Origin of the sequence: Haematomicrobium sanguinis DSM 21259 (assembly GCF_000688395.1) — a bacterium.
Taxonomy (GTDB): domain Bacteria; phylum Actinomycetota; class Actinomycetes; order Actinomycetales; family Micrococcaceae; genus Haematomicrobium; species Haematomicrobium sanguinis.
Genome location: NZ_JIAG01000009.1, coordinates 1 through 19,827 on the forward strand (window position 1 = coordinate 1; position 19,827 = coordinate 19,827).

A 19,827-nucleotide genomic window follows, 5' to 3' on the forward strand; every position below is an offset into this window, starting at 1 on the left:
CTCGAGCAAGACCGCTTTAGTGACGAAATCGCTGGTCTGCCGAGGATGCGAGAGAGGCTTTCGCGAGCCCTTGAGCGCAGCGTCCTGAACACCCTGCTCGCGCACCAACGCACGGACCCGGTAAAACCACGACCGTGATACTCCATGCCGCAAGCAAAACGCTTCCACATCACCATGAGAGGCGTTCTGCGGCCAGGAGAGAACGAGCTGACGAATTTGATCAGGAATACGAGTCATCCCCGCATTCTCAACCGCCACAAACCAGCACGCTCAAATGTCCACTATGTATTGAGACCTAACTGTCCACTATGTATTGAGACTTCACAGACCCGTGTGAGGCTCTTGATACGCGGTAAGGGGATGCGAAATGCGCGGCGAAAGGTTCCGACAATGATTCCTTCCACATGGATTGCGCACACCCGTCCGAGTGACCGGGAACGCGTAGGGTATATCGAATTCCTTCCGGGGGACCGCTTCGCGGCGTTCGACCTGCTTGGCCGACCCGTGGCGGAGTTCGACGATTACCTCGACGCCGAAGAAGCCCTGGAGAATCTGGGAATTGGGTACCTGGCGCAGGTGTGGCTGTACCGTGCCGAACCCGGGGCGGACCCGGCTCCGGTGCGCATCCTCGATGTGTCGCCCGGGCGCGCCTTGATCACCACGGATCTGTACGGGGTCATTGGTTCAAGCGGCGTGGAGACTGAGATCCCGGTGCCGGTGCCAGTGGGTGCGCTCACCGAGCGTACCGCCTAGGAGCCCCCTCGTTTCGCATCCCCGCACCGCATTTCCCGACCCATCTGCGGCTCAATTTTTGCGGTGCAGGGATACGAAACGCGGGTGGCGGCGTCAGGTTTCCCGGGCGTCGAGCGCTCCGGCTCGCCGCAGCTTTTCGACCAGCCGTTCAGGTTGGGCAAGATCAGACCAGACGATCCGAACCACGTTGTAACCTAGCGCGCGAATCCGGTCTTCACGGCGTTTCTCTGCCCAGGCGATCTCGCCCGGGTTGCGCCCCAGGGTGATGGACGGATCCATGAACTTAATCATCCCGTCAAATTCCAGCACCATCTTTGATTCCCGCAGCCGCATATCCACCCGGGCGACGAAGCCGTCCTCATCGCGAAGCACCACCTGCAGTTCCGGTACCTCAAGCCCACCAAGCACAATAATGACTCTCGCTCGCGATTCACCCGGGGACTCCGCCCGTCCGTCCGCCATCTCTAGCGCATGCGAGAGTCGGTCTTGAGCACGCAGCGACTTCGCATGCCCGATCACGCTGGCAATTTCGCTCTTGAGCACCTCGCGCCGTGGGGACACGGCAAAGGCGCCCATTTCCAGCGGCAAAGGCTCGGGGTTCAGGACCCGATCAAAAATGGCGACCGACCACGTATGCGAGACGAGCGCAGCGGCATCGACGGCCGCCTCGACCTTTCCCAGTACCTCGCACCCGCTCACTCTCACAGTGCTGAAAGTCTCGAGCTTGCTTACGCGCCGGACAAAGTCGCTGCCGTTACGGGCTCCGGGACGTGCCCGAAGAAGCGCAACGTGCTCCGACACCGACGGCAAGGGCAGCCCCCAGGCGAACGCCGCACTTTGACCCACAAGAACCGCATCCTCGATATCCCGGTTGGCGATGGTGCGCAATTGCACATGAAAGCGTTCGTAATCGCTCAGTTCCTCCCACGCCGGCAACGGAATAAACTGTCCGCGCACCAGGCGTAAGAGCGATCCGTCCTGCATTCCGCGCTTGAGTTTGCGGTAGTAATCAAGGTCGAATGGTTCGTCTCGGGGCTGATAAATTCGTGCTGTCTGTGCTGATTCCATAACTCATTGGGCATCGCATCCACCGCATTTGCAACGCGAATCCGCTCCATTGTGGACAACTTCGAAAAAATCACGCGCCGTTGCCGCCTGTGTAGGAGTATCCCGCGCGCGCCGCTTACGCGCATTTCGCATCCCCGCACCGCATTTTCAGAGCCGTATGCGGCTCAATGTTTGCGCTCAGGTGATGCGAAACGAGGGGAGGGTAGAGGCGGTAACGGTGAACGTGGCATTGCGGGCCAGTTGCTCGGTCGGCCCGACGAGCCGCTCGAGCTGCCCCCGATAGCGCAAATGCGAATTCCACACCGTATACAGCACACCGCCCGGCACCAAAGCGCGCGCCGCATCGGCAAAAAGCCCGGCGGCCAATTGTTCGTCCACGCGCCCACCCTGATGAAACGGCGGATTAAGCACGACGGCGTTAAGCGACCTGGGTGCCACACCCTCCAATCCAGGGGTCGCCTGGGCGTGCACACGCCCCTCGAGTCCATTGGCAGCAAACGTCGCACGGGTCGATCGCACGGCAGATCGCGACACATCGCTGGCGGACACCTGTAGCTCGGGATACCGCAAGGCCAGCGCCGCGGCGATCGATCCGTTTCCGCACCCTAAATCGCGCACCCGCGAGGACGCCTCAAACTCCGGCAGCTGAGCCAGCAAGAGTGCCGACCCCGCATCGACCTGCGTCCCACCAAACGTCTCCCCGTACGCACACACATGAAGCGGCACCTCCCGGCCACCCACGGAAACCGACCGTGCCGTACGCTCGGGAAAAGTCCATGCCACCTCGGAGCGTACCCCGCGCGCCGTCAAGACCCGTGACTTTTGCCGCGCCAAGCTCGCAGACACGTCCTCGAATCCGCGCCGAAGCGCCCCGCTCATCGCCGGAACCAGATACTTTACTCGCGCCCCGCCAAAGAGCACCGCCGACGTATCAGCGCAGCGGGCAGCAGTCTCGGCAATTTCTGACACCCCGGCCACCGCTTTGGGAAGCTGCACGATCAGGTGAGTGCCGCCGTCGTACGCTTCCTCCCGGGTCTTACAAACGGTAAAGCCGCCCACGGAAAACCCGGCCCGCTCCACCCGCGCACGATTATTCTCTAGAGACGCCACCCCGGTGACCACGTCCTGATACACCCGAATCCTGGCGTGAGGGAACCGGTGCGCCAGCAGTAACGTCAGCGCACCATAGCGGTCGCTGTCGATCACGATCACGTCCTCGCCAGTGGGCGCGGCACCCGCAGGAAAAGCTGTATCAACCAGTAACAGGTCGGTCGCGTCCCACGCCTGGAGGGAGGGGTGCGGGGGATCGGGGTAGCGCTCTAGTGCCTCCAGCAGGGGCCCGGTCACGGAGAAACCAGCTGGATGCGCGCTTGGATCGCCTCGCCCTCGGATTCGGAGAGCGTCGCCCCGAGCTTTTCCAGCATGCGCAATGCCCCGGCGTTGGAGCGCGTCGTATTAGCGATCAGCGTCCGCACACCCACGTCTTGAGCGAGCTCGAGGAGCGCCTCCATCGCGCCCAGGCCCACGTGCGACCCTCGCCGCGAGCGTCCAACCCAGATCCCCGCTTCGCCGACACGCGGATGGTCCAGTAGCGCTAAACGCACCGAGCCGCTCATCCTACCCGACACCATGACAACCCACGTCTTATACGTGCCCGGGTCCTCCAAAACGGGTTCGCTGCCCGCGTGAAAGTCGCGGAACCACGCTCGCCGGCCCTCGCTCCACAGCTCGCCCTCGCCCACATCCGGCGTCACCTCGCTTGGCGCGGCATCGGACTGGGCGTAGCGCAACAGCGGTTCGATCAGGGCCGCGGTCACCTCCTGAAGTGTTACGGCCTCCGCTTCATGCTTGGACATCGGTCCACTCCTCTCTCAGACTTTCCGCCCGCACGGCACCACCGGTTTCACGGCCCAACACGCTTGCCAACTCGGCGGGACCGCTCACAGGGTCAACGCACACCTGGAGTTCCACTCCATCCGCACTGTACTTCGCAGGACGGACCGCAAAGCCATGCGTCCTTAACACATTTTCCACCCGTGCACTCTCGGCGAACCCCAACTGCACTCGGAAGACGTGAAGTAATTGGCGCCGCACCCAGCGCGCCGTGACCAAAGCATCGGTCACGGCCTGCGAATACGCGCGCACCAAGCCTCCCGCGCCAAGCAGGGTCCCACCAAAATAGCGTACGACGACGGCACTCACGTCGCTCACTTGGCCCACCTCCTCGGGGCCGAACATGGGGGAGAAGTGGGTGAGGGCTTCCAGCATGGGCGCACCGGCGGTGCCGGAGGGCTCGCCGTCATCATTGCTGCGACGCAGTTGGCCGGTAGGCCCAATGATCATGGCGGTGCAGTGATGGCGCGCGTCCGGGAATTCTTTGCGAAGAGCCTGGTGGTGCGCTCGCGCCGCGACCTCCGTGTCCGCGGATATCAGATCGGCGATAAACCGAGAGCGCTTAATCTCGATCTCGTGCCGGACCGGAAAACCGATGCGCGCATAACTAGAGAGCATTGTGTTGCTGATAAACCCAAACAATAAGCTCTGACCTGGATCGCAGTCCCGTTTTGGCCAGGATGCTAGCCACATGCGCCTTGATGGTGCCGACACTTATGTTGAGCTTTTTGGCAAGGGCGCGGTTATCAAGTCCGCTCGCTAGGAGGTTCAGAACCTCTGTTTCTCTAGCGGTGAGCGAAGGGGTGTCGCGTGACGCAGATGCGCTATCCGTGACGCCGGTTACTGCCTCAAAAAGTAGTTTTGCAACATTCGGGCAGGCCGCATGGCGGCCGATTGCAGACTCACGCAATACTTGTGCGATGCTTTCCGCAGGTGAGGACTTACTGAACATCCCCATAAATTCGCCTTGAGTCAGTCCTGCGAGTGAGGCAACCGGATCGAAGGACGTCATGAGAACTATGGGAACTTGGTTGTGGGCACTGCGAATTTCTGGAATCACACATTGGCAGGTCTTCCCGCCCAGATTGATGTCCAGTATGAATACGTCGACGTTGGGCAACGATTCGAGGAATTTCGAAAAACACTTGCCGTCTGACGTCCCGACGACGCGGAATCCTCCGAAAGTGGCCAACATCGCGGAAAGCGCTACCTTGGTGAGTTCGTCGTCGTCGACAATGGCAATATTGATCCGGTCGCTCACGCTGTCCTTTCAGTGTCTAGTTTCTTGGTGATGGGCGCGAACGCTACGACCGTCCAACATTTTTCAGACTTGTCATACCCCCACCAAAGGGAACCGTGCAGTTGCTGGAGTTGCCTTCGCAAAGTATGAAGTCCGCTCCCAACACGTCGTGATGGGGTAATTTCTTCGACGGGCGAAGAGGTAAATCGGAGTGACACCCGGGAGCGAGTCTGCTCGATTCGGGCATCATGCTTCGCAGACACAGCGTATTTGTGGGCGTTGGTCAGGCACTCTCTCAAGACTTCCGATATCCAGGGTGTGTTCACTAGGTCGACATCCGCACGCGAGACAACACTGAGTGTCACCTCGAGCCCGGCGCATTGACTTTCCTTGACGAGTTTTTCAGGTGAAGCCGCGCGATTGTCATCGCGGATGGATCCCATTCGTACCCGGTCGACGATGTTCTGCAACTCGGCTATAGCTTTGCGGGTGTCGCGGCCAGCCTCCTCGAAGTCTTGAACCGTTTCGGCCGTGGGCGAAGTCAGTGCTCCGTTAGCGCAGCGAAGAGCCACGAGGCTCAAGCGGTGTCCGACCTGATCGTGAAGCAAGCTCGCTAAGGTCTCGGCATTGGTTCGGACGCCAAATGGTAAATTCTGCGTCGTATCGAGGCCCTTTGCCGTTCCTGCTGCATGGTGCTCTCGCAACTTCCTTAGCGTCACCGCGACGGCCATGCAGACAAGAAGAATGCCAAATCCACTTAGTGCAGAGGTCAAAGCGTCGGGACGTAAGAAGGACACTGTCAGTAGCGAAGAGAAAGGCATGACGCTCATGGCCAACAGCGATGCAATGACAATCGCGACAGCTAACCACATGTAGCGTGCTGACTGAAGCGCGAGCATGGTTCCAAAAACAAACAGCGGCGTAAGGACCCCGCTAAGGACAGATCCCCCAATGCCAAGACAACTGGCTTGCACTGGGGCTCTGTGGCGAAAGTAGATACTGACGACACTCATCGCACCGCACGCTAATACTCCAAGAAGCGCCCAGGGTTCTAGCGCTGATGTGGGATCGAGGAACAGCCAGCCCATTGCCGCCCAAAGGATCAACTCAACTAGTGACACTGTCATGAAGAGAGTGGCGAGCCAATCTATTCGGTGAGGTGCGCGACGGGAATTCATGGGTGCGCTTTCAGTGGCCATGGGCTCAAGTTTATCTAGTGTGCGTAGTAGAACAGCCGGATCGGTTGATAGTTAGACCTATGGCCTATGCACTAAGTGCAATGGTGAACGCCTGGCCGTTGGGCAAGGATTAAAAAACTGAAGTTGCCATACTTCAGTTCCACGCACATTCGGAAGATTCAGGAGCAACTAATGCAACGGTTTTTGCTATTCGATGGTGGTTGTCAAATTTGTTCGGAAGCGGTGAGCGATATTGAAACGATTGCGAAAGGGTGGCTTACGATCAAGAGTCTCAACGATCCAGAAATTCGCGCACTCTTAGACACACACGTTCCAGATTGGAAGTTCCGGCCCATGCTGGTCGAGGTCGATGACCATCGGGTGCGAGTCAAGACCGGCTTTTCGATGTCCTCCGCGCTTCTTTTCGGGCTGGGCCCGGTTCGATCGCAACGAGTACTCTCGAGGGCCGTACGGGCAGTTCAAGAGAAGAATGCCCCCGCCCGTCGCTCAGTGCTTTCTGGAATTGGTGCAACCGCTGTCCTCTTGGGTATTGGCACGTTCGTCGGCGCAAATGCTGGCGCCGCCGAAGCCAGCCAGTCGCTCACTGGAACGGCCTTGAAGAATGTACTCAAACAAGCGAATGCCAAGCCAGCAATGCAAAAGGCTCGTGCTGCCGTACGTAAGAAAGGATACGACCTGGAGAAAACCGAGGCGGTGGCTACCCAAGCGGAAGACGGTGGCTACGTGGTGTTCTTGTTCGTTGCCCACGCCAAACGACCCGAAACCGATGCTGCGGTTATTTCGATGGAGTTCGGCGGAAAAGATGAGGGCACGTCAATAGAGTACGTGTCCGGTTCCCCGGAGGCACTTTTTGCCAACGAGACTGTTCGGGCAGATACGTTGAAAGTCCAAAGTGGCACCTCTGAATTGGGTATCGTGCAACCGTTTGGCGCCAAGGAATACATCTCCTGCCTCACTTTCTGCGTCGGAGCGAATTGCGCCAGCAAGGCAATCAAGTGTCGGGGTTTGATATTTATGTACGCCGTCCTGGCGTGTATGGTCGCCGTGTGTGGCTCGAAAGTGAATACCTGCCACAAAGTTTGCAAGAGTAAGTGGTAGGTCCTGCTTTAGCCAGTCGGGACAACGCCGAGCAGACGGAGGTAGGGAGTGCCAATGACACCAGATCAGTTGCGCCAAGCAGTGGATTCGATGCCAGATGGAGGGCCCTACCTCCTTTCTGCGACCATCGACACTGTCTCTGAGGTGGACGGAGTTAAATCAACGACCAAGGCCACGGATGCGTCCTTCGTTGACCTCACCCGAGACATTGTGGCAACGCGTTTCAGTTTTGATCTCGGTGACGATTTTGACGAGCCGATGGCTACCGAGTCGCTCTACGCACTTGGTCACGTGCACCAGCGGGAACCGGACGGAACACTCATCGGTTTGGATGTGGGTTCAATTGCTTCTACGTCGATGGGTATTTTCTGTTGGCTACGCGGTGCTGTGGCGGTCACCACCGTGGCTTTAGAGCCGTGCACGTACCGTGCCGTGATCCAACCACGCGAAATCCTCGCCCATACAGCACCGCAAGAGGCAGAGGCGATGGAAAGCGCGCTTGCGATGTCAAACCTAGATCTTCTCAACGAGTTTACGGTGGACTTCCGGCTCATCGATTCCACGCCAACGTGGGCCCATAGTGACATTAACTGGCCTCCGGGCGTCCGTGCTGACGGTGTCACCCAAACCTCAATCGATGCTACGCTACGGCCCACCAAGCCGCGCGAATTTCACCTCGAAACACCAGACCGCCACGTCTCTGCCGAACTCTATCTGTTGCTCCAGCAGGAGCAACAGCAGAACCACTAAAGCCACTCCCGCACTGAGCCGCCTCGACCGTGCACCTAGGGTTTAGACTGGCGGCATGATTCGAGTTGGTCTCACCGGCGGAATCGCGTCCGGAAAATCCACCGTGTCCCGATTTCTGCATGAGCGCGGAGCCGAGATAATTGATGCAGACCTCATCGCTCGTGAGGTTGTTGCCCCGGGTACGCACGGCCTGAAGTCGATCGTCGAAACATTCGGCGAGGAGTTTCTCGCCCCGGACGGCACACTCAACCGGGCCAAACTTGGTGAGTTGGTTTTCTCGGACGGCGAAGCGCGCCAGGCGCTTAACGCCGTCGTGCATCCTTTGGTGCGTGCCCGCTCTGCCGAGCTGATCGATCATCTGCCCGCGGATTCCATTGTGGTGGAGGATATTCCGCTCCTTGCCGTGGGCAAGATGGCGGATCGCTTTGACCTGGTCGTGGTGATAGAAGCGACCCCGGAAAACCAGGTGGCCCGCATGGTCAGGGACCGCGATATGACCGAGGACGAGGCGTGCGCGCGGCTGAAATCCCAGGCGAGCAACGCCGAGCGGCGTGCCGTCGCAGACGTGCTGATCGTCAACAATGGTTCCGCCGAAGAATTGGCTGCGCAATTGGACAAACTCTGGCTACGCCTGGAGCAAATGCGGACAGAAGATGTCCGCGTGGAAGGCTAGGCTGGAAGCATGAGTCTTGCCCCGCAAATCAATCGAGTTGTCTCGCCGTTTGAGGTCGTCAGCGAGTTCCAGCCCGCCGGCGATCAGCCGACCGCCATTGCCGAGCTAACCGAGCGGATCAACAACGGCGAGAAAGACGTGGTGCTCCTCGGCGCGACCGGTACCGGCAAGAGCGCGACCACCGCGTGGCTCATCGAGCAGGTACAACGGCCCACACTCGTCATGGTGCAGAATAAGACGCTTGCGGCGCAGCTGGCCAATGAGTTCCGGGAGCTGCTTCCCAATAATGCGGTGGAATATTTCGTCTCCTACTATGACTACTACCAACCCGAAGCGTACGTCCCGCAAACCGATACGTTCATTGAGAAGGACTCCTCGATCAATGAGGAAGTCGAGCGGTTGCGCCACTCGGCGACGAACTCGCTGTTGACCCGGCGTGACACCGTGGTGGTGTCCACGGTCTCTTGTATATATGGTCTCGGCACCCCGGAAGAATACGTGTCCGGCATGGCCACCGTGCGCGTGGGCGAACAGGTCAATCGCGACGACCTGCTCCGCAAATTCGTGGCCATGCAGTACACGCGCAACGATATTGACTTTCACCGTGGAACGTTCCGGGTGCGCGGGGACACCGTGGAGATCATCCCTATGTATGAGGAACTCGCGGTGCGCATCGAGTTTTTCGGCGATGAAATCGAGAAAATCTACACCTTGCACCCGGTCACCGGGGAGATCCTGCATGACGAGCAGGAAATGTATATCTTCCCGGCCTCGCACTATGTTGCCGGCCCCGAGCGGATGGCCAAGGCGATCCGCACGATCGAGGATGAGCTTGCCGAACGGCTCAAAGAGTTAGAAAGCCAAAACAAGCTCGTCGAGGCGCAGCGCCTGAAAATGCGCACCACCTATGACCTCGAAATGATGCAACAGATGGGCTTCACGAACGGCATCGAGAACTATTCGCGGCACATCGACGGGCGTGCACCCGGCTCCGCGCCGCACTGTTTGCTGGATTATTTCCCGGACGATTTTCTCCTGGTCATTGACGAGTCCCATGTGACGGTCCCGCAAATCGGCGCGATGTATGAGGGCGACATGTCCCGCAAGCGCACCCTGGTCGACCACGGGTTCCGCCTGCCCTCTGCAATGGACAACCGTCCGCTGAAGTGGGATGAATTTTTAGAGCGGGTGGGGCAAACGGTGTACCTTTCGGCGACCCCGGGTGCCTATGAGCTTGAGAAGTCCGACGGCGTTGTGCAGCAAATCATTCGGCCCACCGGTCTGGTCGATCCCGAAGTGATCGTGAAACCGACCAAGGGGCAGATCGATGACCTGCTGGACGAGATTCGGGTCCGTGCAGAGCGCGACGAGCGTGTCCTGGTCACCACCTTGACCAAACGCATGGCCGAGGACTTGACCGCATACCTGGTCGACAACGGGGTCAAGGTCGAATATTTGCACTCGGATGTGGACACGTTGCGGCGCGTGGAACTGTTGCGCGAATTGCGGCTGGGCACCTTCGACGTGCTGGTCGGTATCAACCTGTTGCGCGAGGGCTTGGACCTGCCGGAGGTCTCGCTGGTGTCGATTTTGGACGCGGATAAGGAAGGGTTCCTGCGCTCCACCACCTCGCTGATCCAGACAATTGGCCGCGCCGCGCGTAACGTGTCCGGCCAGGTGCACATGTATGCGGACCGGATTACCGATTCGATGGCGCGTGCCGTGGAGGAGACGAACCGTCGTCGCGATATCCAGATCGCATTCAACAAGGAAAACGGGATTGACCCGCAACCGCTACGCAAGAAGATCGCGGACATTACCGATCAATTGGCACGCGAAGACGCGGACACGCGGGCGCTGCTGGAGAGCGCTGGCCGGGGCGGGAAGCAGGCCGCGCCGATTCGCAAGGACGGCCTGGCTGCAGCACCTGCCGAGGACTTGGCCGATCTCATTGAGCAACTGACCGAGCAGATGCACAATGCGGCGGCGGAACTCCAGTTCGAGTTGGCCGCCCGGTTACGCGATGAGGTTGCCGATCTCAAGAAGGAATTGCGCGCCATGAAAACCGCCGGCCACGCCTGAGCTGATTGGCCGCGCCAGATACTGAGATAACCGCGCGTTGCATTTGTTTACATAGCTGTGCATAAGGGAAACTCAAAGCTATCCCTCAATGCCGACGTTTTAGGAACAGCTGTGAGCGCAAAACCCGTAGTCCTGATCGCTGAAGAACTCTCACCTGCCACCGTGGACGCCCTCGGGCCGGACTTTGAGATTCGCAGCGTGGACGGTTCCGATCGATCCGCGCTGCTGCCGGCGTTGGCAGACGTGGACGCGGTCTTGGTGCGCTCGGCAACCCAGATGGACGCCGAAGCCATCGCCGCCGCCCCCAACCTGAAGGTCATTGCACGGGCCGGGGTCGGTTTGGACAACGTGGACATTCCAGCCGCGACGCAAGCGGGTGTGATGGTGGTGAACGCTCCGACGTCCAATATTGTCTCGGCGGCGGAACTGACAGTGGGACATATTCTGGGGCTCGCCCGCAATATCCCGCAAGCTTGTGCCGCGCTGAAAGCAGGGGAGTGGAAACGCTCCAAGTATGCCGGCGTGGAGCTCTTCGAGAAGAAGATCGGCATTATTGGGCTGGGGCGCATCGGAGCGCTCATTGCGGCGCGGCTGCAAGCGTTCGACACCGAAATCCTTGCCTACGATCCCTATGTCACCTCCGCGCGGGCCGCCCAATTGGGCGTGAAGCTCGTGACCCTGGAGGAGTTGCTGGCCGAATCCGATTTCATCACCATCCACATGCCCAAGACTCCCGAAACGGTGGGCATGATCGGGGCAGAAGCGTTCAAGACCATGAAAAATAGCGCCTATGTGGTTAACGTGGCCCGCGGCGGCTTGATCGACGAAGACGCGCTCTTTACCGCCTTGCAGGAGGGCGAAATCGCCGGCGCCGCCATTGACGTGTTCTCTACCGAGCCGAGCACGGATTTGCCGTTCTTTGCCCTGGACAATGTGGTTGTGACGCCGCACTTGGGCGCCTCCACCGATGAGGCGCAAGAGCGCGCCGGCGTGTCCGTTGCCCGGTCCGTCCGCCTGGCGCTTGGCGGGGAACTGGTCCCTGACGCGGTCAATGTTGCCGGCGGCGCGATTGATCAAGTGGTGCGCCCGGGCATTCCGCTGATCGAAAAGCTGGGGCGTATTTTTACTGCGCTCGCTCATGACTCGGTGACGCAGATTGACGTAGAAGTCGCCGGTGAGATTGCCACGCTGGACGTGAAGGTGCTGGAACTGGCCGCCCTCAAGGGGGTGTTTACCGACGTGGTCTCGGAGAAGGTGTCCTATGTCAATGCGCCGGTCTTGGCCGAACAGCGCGGGGTCGCCACCCGCCTGATCACCACGGACAACGCAGAGGACTACCGGAATACGCTCACGATTCGCGGTGCGCTCTCCGACGGTTCGCAGATTTCGGTGTCCGGCACGTTGACCGGGCCCAAGCAAGCCGAAAAGCTCATCGGCGTCAACGGCTTTGACTTCGAGCTGCCCATCACAGAGCACGTGCTCTTGTTCCAGTACGTCGACCGGCCCGGCGTGGTGGGTGAAGTGGGCAGCATCCTGGGAAAGCAAAACATTAATATCGCCGGGATGCAGGTGTCCCGTAACGACGCCGACGGTCAGGTCTTGTGCCTGCTGACCGTGGATTCCTCGGTGCCGCAAGAGGTGCTGGGCGAAGTTCGGGAAGCGGTCAACGCGTCCTTGGCCCGCGAGGTCGACCTGAGCGAGTAACCCCGGTGAGGCGCCTCGATGAATGTCCCCGGTGAGGCGCCTTGGCCCCGTAAGGATGTGCGGGTCGTCGCCTTGGTGAGTGTCCTTAAGGCGACATCCGAGCGCTCGGGTGAGCATCGCCGTCGTTCATCTCGTTTCGCATCCCCTGACCGCATTTCGAGAGCCGCATGCCGGGCTAAAAATGCGCTACGGTGATGCGAAACGCGGGGCGGGGTAAACGTCAAAGGCGGTGGTGCTGTCTCTCGACAGGACCACCGCCCCTTTTGACTTAAAACCTATCGGCTAGTTTGAGCCGGGAGTGTTGGGTTGGGTCGGATCGACCGGCTTCGCGGGCTCCGCCGGAGTATCCGGCGTGGCAGGAGCGTCCGGCGTTCGCGCGTCGGCCCCGTCATTACCCAGCTTGTCAACCCATCCGGAGGCGTTTGACTGCACGCCATCGACCTGGTCCTTGAACTTTCCACCGGTTTTCTCATCGATGAAGTCGCCGGCCTTTTCGATGCCGTCCTTGATCTTGTCGGCGTTGTCGCCAATAAGATCTCCAGCCTTGTCCCTCAGTCCCTCGGCCTTGCCTTTGAGGTTGTCAAAAAAAGACACAGGCACCTCCTCTCGGTCATTGGGGGCCACATGCCCCCTCCGCACTTTATGGTAGCGGTCTCGTTGACTCCTGGCTATGGGCTGAGAGCGAAATTTGGGTAAACGCAATCGGCGCGGCGTTGCTAGCATGAAAGGAGCGCCCAAGCTGGTAAGCGTGGCGCTCCGGACGAGACGCGCCGTACCCGGACACGCAAAGACGACGCACTGGCAATGACAGCGGAAGCTATGAGCTAAGTGCGGTTTTGTGAACTCCGAAGTTCCCCGAAACGAGCACCTGGCTCGCCACGGTGAAAGGGAAGCGAAAATGGCGTGGGTTGTTTTAGTGATTTCGGGAATGTTGGAGGCCGTGTGGGCGGTCGCGCTGGGGAAGTCTGAAGGCTTCAGCCGCCTGGTGCCGACGATCGTATTTGGCGTGGGACTCGTGCTCAGCATGGCCGGGCTGGCGTATGCGATGCGCGAACTCCCGGTCGGGACGTCCTATGCGGTGTGGGTCGGTATTGGGGCGACGCTGACTGTGGCCTATGGGATGATCACCGGGGATGAGACGGTGAGCGTACTCAAAGTGTTGCTACTGCTCGGGATTGTGGCGTGCGTCATCGGGTTGAAACTGCTGCACTAGGTGTATCGGCGCGCAGAACGCAAAAAACCCCGCCGGGGTCATGCCTTGCGGGGTGAGAAGTGGTGGTGCACGATACTGGGATCGAACCAGTGACCTCTTCCGTGTCAGGGAAGCGCGCTACCGCTGCGCCAATCGTGCCGGCGTTCGCCTTTTCAGCGACTTCGCAAGTCTATCGAGGTGGGGACGGGATTCGAACCCGCGTATACGGCTTTGCAGGCCGCTGCCTCGCCTCTCGGCCACCCCACCAAATAACCACTGGTGAGAATCCAGCAGCAGTGACTTGCGAGCGGACGACGGGATTCGAACCCGCGACATCCACCTTGGCAAGGTGGTGCTCTACCAGCTGAGCTACGTCCGCGTGAGGGAAAATTACCGCTTTTCGAGATCGAATTGCGTTGCCGGTTTGTGTTCATCCGGCGTTTTCCAACGAGTAAAAACAATACTGTACCCGCACGCTTTCGTCCAATCGGCGCGCGGGCATGTCGCCCGTGGCAGGCCGGCAAGGTCCAAAACCCGCGCACGCACAGCCGAGTAGGCTGTGAGAATGCACGATGAAAGCGCCGCACACACCCGCTTTGCCGCCGAAACCTGGCACCGCAAAAACGGCCTGCCACTTCTGGTTCATCCGCGCCACCGCGCCACCCATCTGCTCGGCCGGGCCGCGCCGTTGCTGACCGCATGGTTTGGGTTCTCGCTCGGCTATGGGCTCATTATTTCCGTGCTGAACGCCTCGCTTGCCGACGGCACCCTCAACGCCGATATTCTCATTGACGCTGCGGACGAGTCCAATGTGGAAGCGCAAGATCAGGCGCTGGAGCAACTGGGAATTATGGTTGTGATTGCGGCGATCATTGTCCTCACAATCCTGGTTGTGGTCCCCCTGCTAGTGCTCCTTGTGACCTGGGGGGTTGGCCGCGCGATCGGCCCCAGCATGGCGCGCCGCCGCTGGTGGGGACTGGCCGCGGTGATCTTGAACCTCTCCGTGACCCCGTGGTTACTCACCTTTGACGGCGAACTATCTCTTGGCCAAGCCTGGCTCCTGCAGCTCGCCATCGTCGCCGGGCTGTTCGTGGTCATCGCCAGCGGCCTCGGCGCATTTCTGGTGTGGGCGCTCAAATCCGCGTTTCAGCAACTCTCCGCGCTCCGTCTGATGACCTCGATAGCCTTACCGCTCTTGATTCTTGTGGTGATTTTCGCCTTCTTTTCCGCCGAGCCGTGGGAAATGAGCGCGCACCTGGCACGCGGGCGCATGTTCTGGCTCCTCGCCTTCCTGGGCGCTAGCGGCCTGTTCTTCATCACCTATTTGGCGCGCCAAGAACTGAAAGAAGCCACCACGGACCTGAAGGACAGCGAATCGAGAAAACTCCTCGAAGGCACCCCGCTTGCCGCCATCGACGCGGATGAAACCGCCGACATTCAACGCCTCAACCGCATTCAACGCTTCAACGTGTGGGCCGTCCTGGTCATGGCGCAAGTGTTCCAGGCCTTCTTTTTCGGCATCGTGGCGTTCCTCTTTATGCTGGCGCTCACCGGACTCTCCATGGACGGCGAACTCATTAAATCCTGGTCCAAAGTGGACGCCGACCCGATGGAAATATTCGGCATCAAACTGCCCATCGACGTCACCGCGATCCGGGTGTGCGCCTTTCTAGCCGGGATCTCTGCGCTCAACTTCGTGGTCACGACCGCCAGCAACTCGGACTACCGGGACGCGTTCTATGACCCGCTCATGGCAAAAATCCGCAAGGCGCTGGCCGTGCACGCCATTTATGACCACCGGTTAGCGGGCGCTCAAGGGAAGAACGACGGCGATGCGCAAGTCATTGCCGAAGGTATCGCGGGATTATTCACCAGCGGGAAGGCAAAGCGCCCCGCACCTCGGGTGCGCAGGCGCACCCAGGTCACGGCCGGGAACGACGAGAATGTCGGAGGCGAGTGAAAGACTAGAAACATGACTGCACCAGCTCTCGCTCACGACACGCCCTTGGGGCGCATGTACTCTCGCTCGCTATCCGAGCGCCCGTCCGTTCCGTCCATCACCACAGTGATCGGTGTGGAAGGCATGGACCTGGGCGGATGGCACGGGTACATGGCGGCTCAAGCACTGGCAAAAGATTCCCGCCTGCCGCAAGCGGTCGGTAATCCCTCCGGGCTGCGCCAGCTAGTTCGCGACGCATCCGGCGCCTCGGAAAAGTATCGCGATAGCGCGGCCGCCCGAGGCGACCGCGTGCACTATTACTGTGAACAGGTCTCCTTAGAGGCGCTCGGGCGCGAGCATGAGAAGGCCGCAGCGCTGGACGCGCTGGCATCCAACGGAGAGGTGGGCTATGCGCACGCGTTTGACCGCTGGTGGCAAGACTTCGGCGTGAAACCGCTGGAACCAGAACTGACCGTTTGGAACAGCGATTTCGGGTACGCAGGAACCCTGGACCTCATTGCGGAAATTGGTGGCAAGCTCTGCATTGTGGACTACAAGACAAAAGGCTCCGATCGGGATGGCCGGGTCAAACCCTTGGACCCCAAGGTGGCCTTGCAACTCGTGGCCGGATTGCGCGCCGAGGAGCGTCTCGACGATGCTCAATCGGGATCGTGGAGCGAATTTCCGTTTGGCAAAGCTCCCATGCTCATCGGTGTGGCCCTCGGCGAGAACGAGGTACAAGCCTCCGCGGTTAATTCCGAGGTGTGGCGTACAGCATGGCAAAAGTTCTGGTCGCTGCGCCAAGTCTGGGCCGCCAATTATGAACTCGCCGGGAAAACCGCGCCCCTGACGCCGCTTCCCCCGCCCCCGGCAAGCGCACGGCAGGGGAGTGCCGCACCGGCCGCTGAGCGGAGCGCGCCATGAGAATTCTTTTTGCCGGCACCCCCGAGGTCGCTATCCCGACATTGGAGTACCTCTACAACTCGCGCCATGACGTGATCGGCGTGCTCACCCGGCGCGACGCCGAAATTGGGCGAAAACGCGTGCTGACTCCCGCGCCGGTCGCCGCGCGGGCGGAGGCATTGGGAATTCCCGTCATCAAGAGCGATCGCATCGACACGCCCACTCGCGAACTGATCGGCGATCTCAAACCGGACCTCGCCGTTGTGGTCGCCTATGGCGCTCTGGTCGGTCCGCAATCCTTGGCGGTGCCGCGTCATGGCTGGATTAACCTGCACTTTTCGCTCCTGCCCGCCTGGCGCGGCGCGGCCCCGGTACAGTACTCGATATTGAACGGGGACACCGTGGGTGGCGCGAGTGTGTTCCAGCTGGTCCCCGAACTCGATGCCGGACCGGTCTACGGAACCATCGAGACGCCGATACGCGAGGACACCACGAGCGGCGCGCTCCTGGATGAGCTTTCCCACTCGGGGGCGCAACTGGTGTCACGGGTGGTGGATGAGATCGCCGCTGGAACCGCCACGGCGCAGGAGCAAACCGGCGAGGTCACGCTCGCGCCCAAGCTGGTGCTGACCGATGCTCTCATCGAGTGGGACGCGCCCGCACGTGAAGTGATTCGCCGTATCAATGCCATGACGCCGGAACCCGGAGCGTTTTCCTGGCTCGGAACGCAACGATTCAAGATCGGGTCGGCGCGCCTCGAATCGGTGGAGCGCAGCGATGCCGAACCCGGGCAAATCACGTTCGAGCGCACTGGTTCAGATGGCGCAGGAAAAAAGGTACTGGTCACCGCACGCGAGGGCGTCATCGAACTCGTGGCGGTGCAAGCGGCCGGGAAAAAGATGATGGACGCCAGGGACTGGGCGCGTGGACACTTCGCCGGTAACTCGCCGATTTCCCGGCTCCGAAGCACACCCGAGGATTCCACCGCATAAGCTAGAGGACGTGCCAGAAAAACCATCCCGCCGCAACGACCGCGGACGAGAACGCAATCGTGGACACCGCTCCACGAACGGGTCCCCACGCGGTTCTCGCCAGTATTCCGCGCAAGCGCCGTCGCAACGCCGCCGCACTTCGGATCCCGCACGCCTTGCAGCATTCGAGGTGCTTCGCGCCGTGAGCGCCGATGACGCCTACGCGAACCTCGTTCTGCCGCGAAAGATCCGCGATTTCCGCTTGGACAAGCGAGACGCTGGGTTCGCCACGGAGTTGACCTACGGTGCGTTGCGCGCCCAGGGCACCTATGACGCCATTTTGTCTAGGAATGTGGATCGTCCGCTCAAAGATCTCGACCCGGCCGTCCTCGACGCCCTCCGTTTAGGTGTACACCAGGTCCTCGCGATGCGGGTGCCGACCCATGCGGCATTGAATGAGACCGTCGCCCTGGTTCGCCAAGAAATCGGTGCCGGACCCGCGGGACTCGTTAACGCCGTCTTACGTAAGGTTTCGGAAAAGCCCCTCGACGGGTGGCTTACCGAACTCACCGAATCCGCGCCAAATGAGGCCGAATCCCTCGGACTCAGCCACGCGCATCCCGCGTGGATTGTGCGCGCGTTCAAGCAGGCGCTGACTTCTCACGGGCGTCCAGAATCCGAGCTGCTGGAACTCCTTGAAGCGGACAATGAGGCTCCGGTGGTGAACCTTGTCGCCCTGCCAGGACTTGGGTCACTCGAAGAGGCCGAATCTGCCGGAGCAACCCCCGGAGAGTTGGTAGACGGCTCGGCTCTCTGGAGCGGCGGTGATCCGGCGCGCCTGGATTCGATCAAATCCGGTACCGTGCGGGTTCAGGATGTGGGCTCGCAATTGGTGGCCCGCGCACTAGCGGATGTCGAGGTGCACTCCGCATCAACCGTTGACGGCACCGCGCCGACCGAAAAATGGCTGGACATGTGCGCCGGGCCTGGAGGCAAGTCCGCGCTCCTGGGCGCCATAGCGGCAGAGCGCGGCGCTCACCTGAGCGCAAACGAACCGAGTGCGCACCGGGCCGAATTGGTGCGCAACGCCTTGGCCGCGGTGCCGGAACGAGCGTGGGATGTGCAAGAGAAGGACGGGCAGGTCTTTGGTGAGGAAACACCCGAAACCTTCGACCGGATTCTCGTCGACGCGCCCTGCACCGGACTTGGCGCGCTTCGGCGCCGACCCGAATCGCGCTGGCGGCGCCAGCCCAGCGACGTCGGGCAACTGATCCCCATTCAAGAAGCGCTGCTGTCGTCCGCCATCCAGGCGCTCAAGCCCGGGGGAGTCGTTGCGTATGTGACGTGCTCTCCGCACCACGGCGAAACCGACCTTGTGGTTCAAGAAGTGCTGTCCAAACTGGGCAAAGACACCGACCTGACTCTCCTGGACGCGCCCGCGGCGTTAAACGAGGTGGCGAAAGTTGACCTCGCTGCCGGCAACCCGCAGGCGACGCCAGGAGAGGGAGCGACCGCGCAAATCTGGCCACACCTGCACCACACCGATGGCATGTACCTGGCATTGATCCGCAAAAACGCGAAAGAGAGTTCATGACGCACTGCCGCATCAACCCCAGCATCCTGTCCGCCGACTTTGCGAACTTGCAAGCCGAACTCGATCGCATTTCCAATGCCGACGCGGCGCACATCGACGTCATGGACAACCACTTTGTGCCCAACCTGACGCTCGGTCTGCCAGTGGTGAAACGGTTGCAAGAAGTCAGCCCCATTCCACTGGACGTGCATCTCATGATTGATGACGCCGACCGTAACGCCCCCGCCTACGCGGACCTCGGTGTGGATTCGGTGACCTTCCATCTGGAGGCGTCCAAGGCGCCGGTGCGTCTGGCCCGGGAGTTGCGCGCCCGCGGATCTAAGGCATCGATGGCGCTCCGCCCCGCGACCCCGATCGAACCGTACCTGAGCCTTCTTCCCGAACTCGACATGGTCCTCATTATGACCGTGGAGCCCGGCTTTGGCGGCCAAGCATTTTTGGATATCACCCTCCCGAAAATTCGGGCCGCAGCAACCGCAATCGCCGGCAGCGGGATTCCGGTTGCGTTACAGGTAGATGGGGGAGTCGACCCCGAGACGATTGTCCGCGCGGCGGAGGCTGGTGCGGACGTTTTCGTCGCGGGTTCCGCCGTGTACAACACTCCCGATCCCGCCCATGCCGTCGACACTCTGCGTAATCTGGCGGACCGCGCGGCCAACGAGACTCCCGCCTAACTCCCTCGTCTATGTAGCAGTTAATGCCCTTTGCAGCGCGCAACATGGGCAATAACTGCTACACAGTCGAGGGGTCGGGGGAATAAACATGCGC

At 60.6% G+C, this 19,827-nt stretch carries 19 protein-coding genes, 3 tRNA genes, 1 pseudogene and 1 riboswitch; of the genes and pseudogenes, 12 read left to right on the forward strand and 11 right to left on the reverse strand.

What is annotated here, in order from left to right:
- Positions 1-237 (reverse strand): annotated as a pseudogene (locus O148_RS17790) (hypothetical protein); the annotation flags it as partial.
- Positions 238-390: 153 nt separating this feature from the next.
- Here O148_RS17790 and O148_RS0108865 point away from each other — a divergent pair.
- On the forward strand, positions 391-753 hold the full coding sequence (locus tag O148_RS0108865) for a hypothetical protein (RefSeq protein WP_026530623.1): 363 nt from the start codon (positions 391-393) through the stop codon (positions 751-753).
- Between the two features lie 93 nt (positions 754-846).
- Here the strand turns inward: O148_RS0108865 and O148_RS17095 are convergent, their stop codons facing one another.
- The 6 genes from O148_RS17095 to O148_RS0108895 form a co-directional block, all read right to left on the reverse strand.
- Positions 847-1,821 (reverse strand): hypothetical protein, encoded by a 975-nt coding sequence (locus tag O148_RS17095; protein ID WP_026530624.1) that lies wholly within the window; start codon positions 1,819-1,821, stop codon positions 847-849.
- A gap of 177 nt (positions 1,822-1,998) precedes the next feature.
- Positions 1,999-3,168: a class I SAM-dependent methyltransferase gene (locus O148_RS0108875; RefSeq protein WP_026530625.1), complete on the reverse strand. Its 1,170-nt coding sequence runs from the start codon at positions 3,166-3,168 to the stop codon at positions 1,999-2,001.
- Entirely contained in the window at positions 3,165-3,677 is a 513-nt protein-coding gene (locus O148_RS0108880; RefSeq protein ID WP_035745636.1) for a GNAT family N-acetyltransferase, read from the reverse strand. Before O148_RS0108880 ends, O148_RS0108875 begins: the two co-directional genes overlap by 4 nt.
- Positions 3,664-4,332 (reverse strand): IMPACT family protein, encoded by a 669-nt coding sequence (locus tag O148_RS15815; protein WP_051620045.1) that lies wholly within the window; start codon positions 4,330-4,332, stop codon positions 3,664-3,666. Before O148_RS15815 ends, O148_RS0108880 begins: the two co-directional genes overlap by 14 nt.
- Positions 4,322-4,975, reverse strand: a complete 654-nt coding sequence (locus O148_RS17100) for a LuxR C-terminal-related transcriptional regulator (RefSeq protein WP_051620046.1) — start codon at positions 4,973-4,975, stop codon at positions 4,322-4,324. The genes O148_RS15815 and O148_RS17100 overlap by 11 nt, the downstream gene beginning before the upstream one ends.
- The gene (locus O148_RS0108895; RefSeq protein WP_157374596.1) at positions 4,972-6,153 is read right to left on the reverse strand and encodes a sensor histidine kinase; all 1,182 of its coding nucleotides are present in this window, start codon (positions 6,151-6,153) and stop codon (positions 4,972-4,974) included. The genes O148_RS17100 and O148_RS0108895 overlap by 4 nt, the downstream gene beginning before the upstream one ends.
- 171 nt (positions 6,154-6,324) lie before the next feature.
- Here O148_RS0108895 and O148_RS0108900 point away from each other — a divergent pair, with 171 nt between their 5' ends.
- The 5 genes from O148_RS0108900 to serA all read left to right on the forward strand — a co-directional run bounded on the left by O148_RS0108900 (position 6,325) and on the right by serA (position 12,460).
- Positions 6,325-7,251, forward strand: a complete 927-nt coding sequence (locus O148_RS0108900; protein ID WP_026530628.1) for a hypothetical protein — start codon at positions 6,325-6,327, stop codon at positions 7,249-7,251.
- Between the two features lie 54 nt (positions 7,252-7,305).
- Entirely contained in the window at positions 7,306-8,001 is a 696-nt protein-coding gene (locus O148_RS0108905) for a hypothetical protein (RefSeq protein ID WP_026530629.1), read from the forward strand.
- Between the two features lie 55 nt (positions 8,002-8,056).
- Entirely contained in the window at positions 8,057-8,674 is a 618-nt protein-coding gene (coaE, locus tag O148_RS0108910; RefSeq protein WP_026530630.1) for a dephospho-CoA kinase, read from the forward strand.
- A gap of 9 nt (positions 8,675-8,683) precedes the next feature.
- On the forward strand, positions 8,684-10,756 hold the full coding sequence (gene uvrB / locus O148_RS0108915; protein ID WP_026530631.1) for an excinuclease ABC subunit UvrB: 2,073 nt from the start codon (positions 8,684-8,686) through the stop codon (positions 10,754-10,756).
- A gap of 111 nt (positions 10,757-10,867) precedes the next feature.
- Positions 10,868-12,460: a phosphoglycerate dehydrogenase gene (gene serA, locus O148_RS0108920; protein ID WP_026530632.1), complete on the forward strand. Its 1,593-nt coding sequence runs from the start codon at positions 10,868-10,870 to the stop codon at positions 12,458-12,460.
- Positions 12,461-12,742: 282 nt separating this feature from the next.
- On the opposite strand, the gene O148_RS17385 is transcribed toward serA, so the two are convergent.
- On the reverse strand, positions 12,743-13,054 hold the full coding sequence (locus O148_RS17385) for an antitoxin (RefSeq protein ID WP_026530633.1): 312 nt from the start codon (positions 13,052-13,054) through the stop codon (positions 12,743-12,745).
- 147 nt (positions 13,055-13,201) lie between these two features.
- Positions 13,202-13,260, forward strand: a riboswitch (guanidine-III (ykkC-III) riboswitch).
- A 98-nt stretch (positions 13,261-13,358) separates the two neighbouring features.
- On the opposite strand from O148_RS17385, the gene O148_RS0108930 reads away from it, so the two are divergent.
- Positions 13,359-13,673 (forward strand): DMT family transporter, encoded by a 315-nt coding sequence (locus O148_RS0108930; RefSeq protein ID WP_026530634.1) that lies wholly within the window; start codon positions 13,359-13,361, stop codon positions 13,671-13,673.
- A gap of 63 nt (positions 13,674-13,736) precedes the next feature.
- Here the strand turns inward: O148_RS0108930 and O148_RS0108935 are convergent.
- The 3 genes from O148_RS0108935 to O148_RS0108945 form a co-directional block, all read right to left on the reverse strand.
- Positions 13,737-13,811 (reverse strand) — tRNA-Val (locus O148_RS0108935).
- Positions 13,812-13,848: 37 nt separating this feature from the next.
- Positions 13,849-13,919, reverse strand: a tRNA-Cys gene (locus tag O148_RS0108940).
- Between the two features lie 39 nt (positions 13,920-13,958).
- Positions 13,959-14,031: transfer RNA gene (locus O148_RS0108945), tRNA-Gly, on the reverse strand.
- Between the two features lie 186 nt (positions 14,032-14,217).
- Between O148_RS0108945 and O148_RS0108950 the strand changes: the two genes are divergently transcribed.
- From O148_RS0108950 to rpe, 5 genes are read left to right on the forward strand one after another with little or no spacing between them, the layout of a single operon-like run.
- Complete coding sequence (locus O148_RS0108950; protein ID WP_026530635.1) at positions 14,218-15,612, forward strand: hypothetical protein; 1,395 nt, start codon at positions 14,218-14,220, stop codon at positions 15,610-15,612.
- 12 nt (positions 15,613-15,624) lie between these two features.
- Complete coding sequence (locus tag O148_RS15825; protein ID WP_035745638.1) at positions 15,625-16,515, forward strand: hypothetical protein; 891 nt, start codon at positions 15,625-15,627, stop codon at positions 16,513-16,515.
- Positions 16,512-17,486, forward strand: coding sequence for a methionyl-tRNA formyltransferase (fmt, locus tag O148_RS15830; RefSeq protein ID WP_035745639.1), 975 nt, complete (start codon positions 16,512-16,514; stop codon positions 17,484-17,486). Before O148_RS15825 ends, fmt begins: the two co-directional genes overlap by 4 nt.
- A gap of 10 nt (positions 17,487-17,496) precedes the next feature.
- Positions 17,497-19,059, forward strand: coding sequence for an RsmB/NOP family class I SAM-dependent RNA methyltransferase (locus tag O148_RS0108965; protein ID WP_240470841.1), 1,563 nt, complete (start codon positions 17,497-17,499; stop codon positions 19,057-19,059).
- On the forward strand, positions 19,056-19,733 hold the full coding sequence (rpe, locus tag O148_RS0108970; RefSeq protein ID WP_026530637.1) for a ribulose-phosphate 3-epimerase: 678 nt from the start codon (positions 19,056-19,058) through the stop codon (positions 19,731-19,733). Before O148_RS0108965 ends, rpe begins: the two co-directional genes overlap by 4 nt.
- Positions 19,734-19,827 lie beyond the last annotated feature (94 nt).

Coding starts and splice junctions, on each gene's coding strand:
- O148_RS0108900 (WP_026530628.1), top strand. CDS start 6,325: ATGCAACGGTTTTTGCTATTCGATGGTGGTTGTCAAATTTGTTCGGAA.
- coaE (WP_026530630.1), top strand. CDS start 8,057: ATGATTCGAGTTGGTCTCACCGGCGGAATCGCGTCCGGAAAATCCACC.
- O148_RS17095 (WP_026530624.1), bottom strand. CDS start 1,821: ATGGAATCAGCACAGACAGCACGAATTTATCAGCCCCGAGACGAACCA.
- O148_RS0108905 (WP_026530629.1), top strand. CDS start 7,306: ATGACACCAGATCAGTTGCGCCAAGCAGTGGATTCGATGCCAGATGGA.
- rpe (WP_026530637.1), top strand. CDS start 19,056: ATGACGCACTGCCGCATCAACCCCAGCATCCTGTCCGCCGACTTTGCG.
- O148_RS15815 (WP_051620045.1), bottom strand. CDS start 4,332: ATGCTCTCTAGTTATGCGCGCATCGGTTTTCCGGTCCGGCACGAGATC.
- O148_RS0108950 (WP_026530635.1), top strand. CDS start 14,218: ATGCACGATGAAAGCGCCGCACACACCCGCTTTGCCGCCGAAACCTGG.
- O148_RS0108930 (WP_026530634.1), top strand. CDS start 13,359: ATGGCGTGGGTTGTTTTAGTGATTTCGGGAATGTTGGAGGCCGTGTGG.
- O148_RS0108895 (WP_157374596.1), bottom strand. CDS start 6,153: ATGGCCACTGAAAGCGCACCCATGAATTCCCGTCGCGCACCTCACCGA.
- O148_RS15825 (WP_035745638.1), top strand. CDS start 15,625: ATGACTGCACCAGCTCTCGCTCACGACACGCCCTTGGGGCGCATGTAC.
- uvrB (WP_026530631.1), top strand. CDS start 8,684: ATGAGTCTTGCCCCGCAAATCAATCGAGTTGTCTCGCCGTTTGAGGTC.
- O148_RS0108865 (WP_026530623.1), top strand. CDS start 391: ATGATTCCTTCCACATGGATTGCGCACACCCGTCCGAGTGACCGGGAA.
- fmt (WP_035745639.1), top strand. CDS start 16,512: ATGAGAATTCTTTTTGCCGGCACCCCCGAGGTCGCTATCCCGACATTG.
- O148_RS0108880 (WP_035745636.1), bottom strand. CDS start 3,677: ATGTCCAAGCATGAAGCGGAGGCCGTAACACTTCAGGAGGTGACCGCG.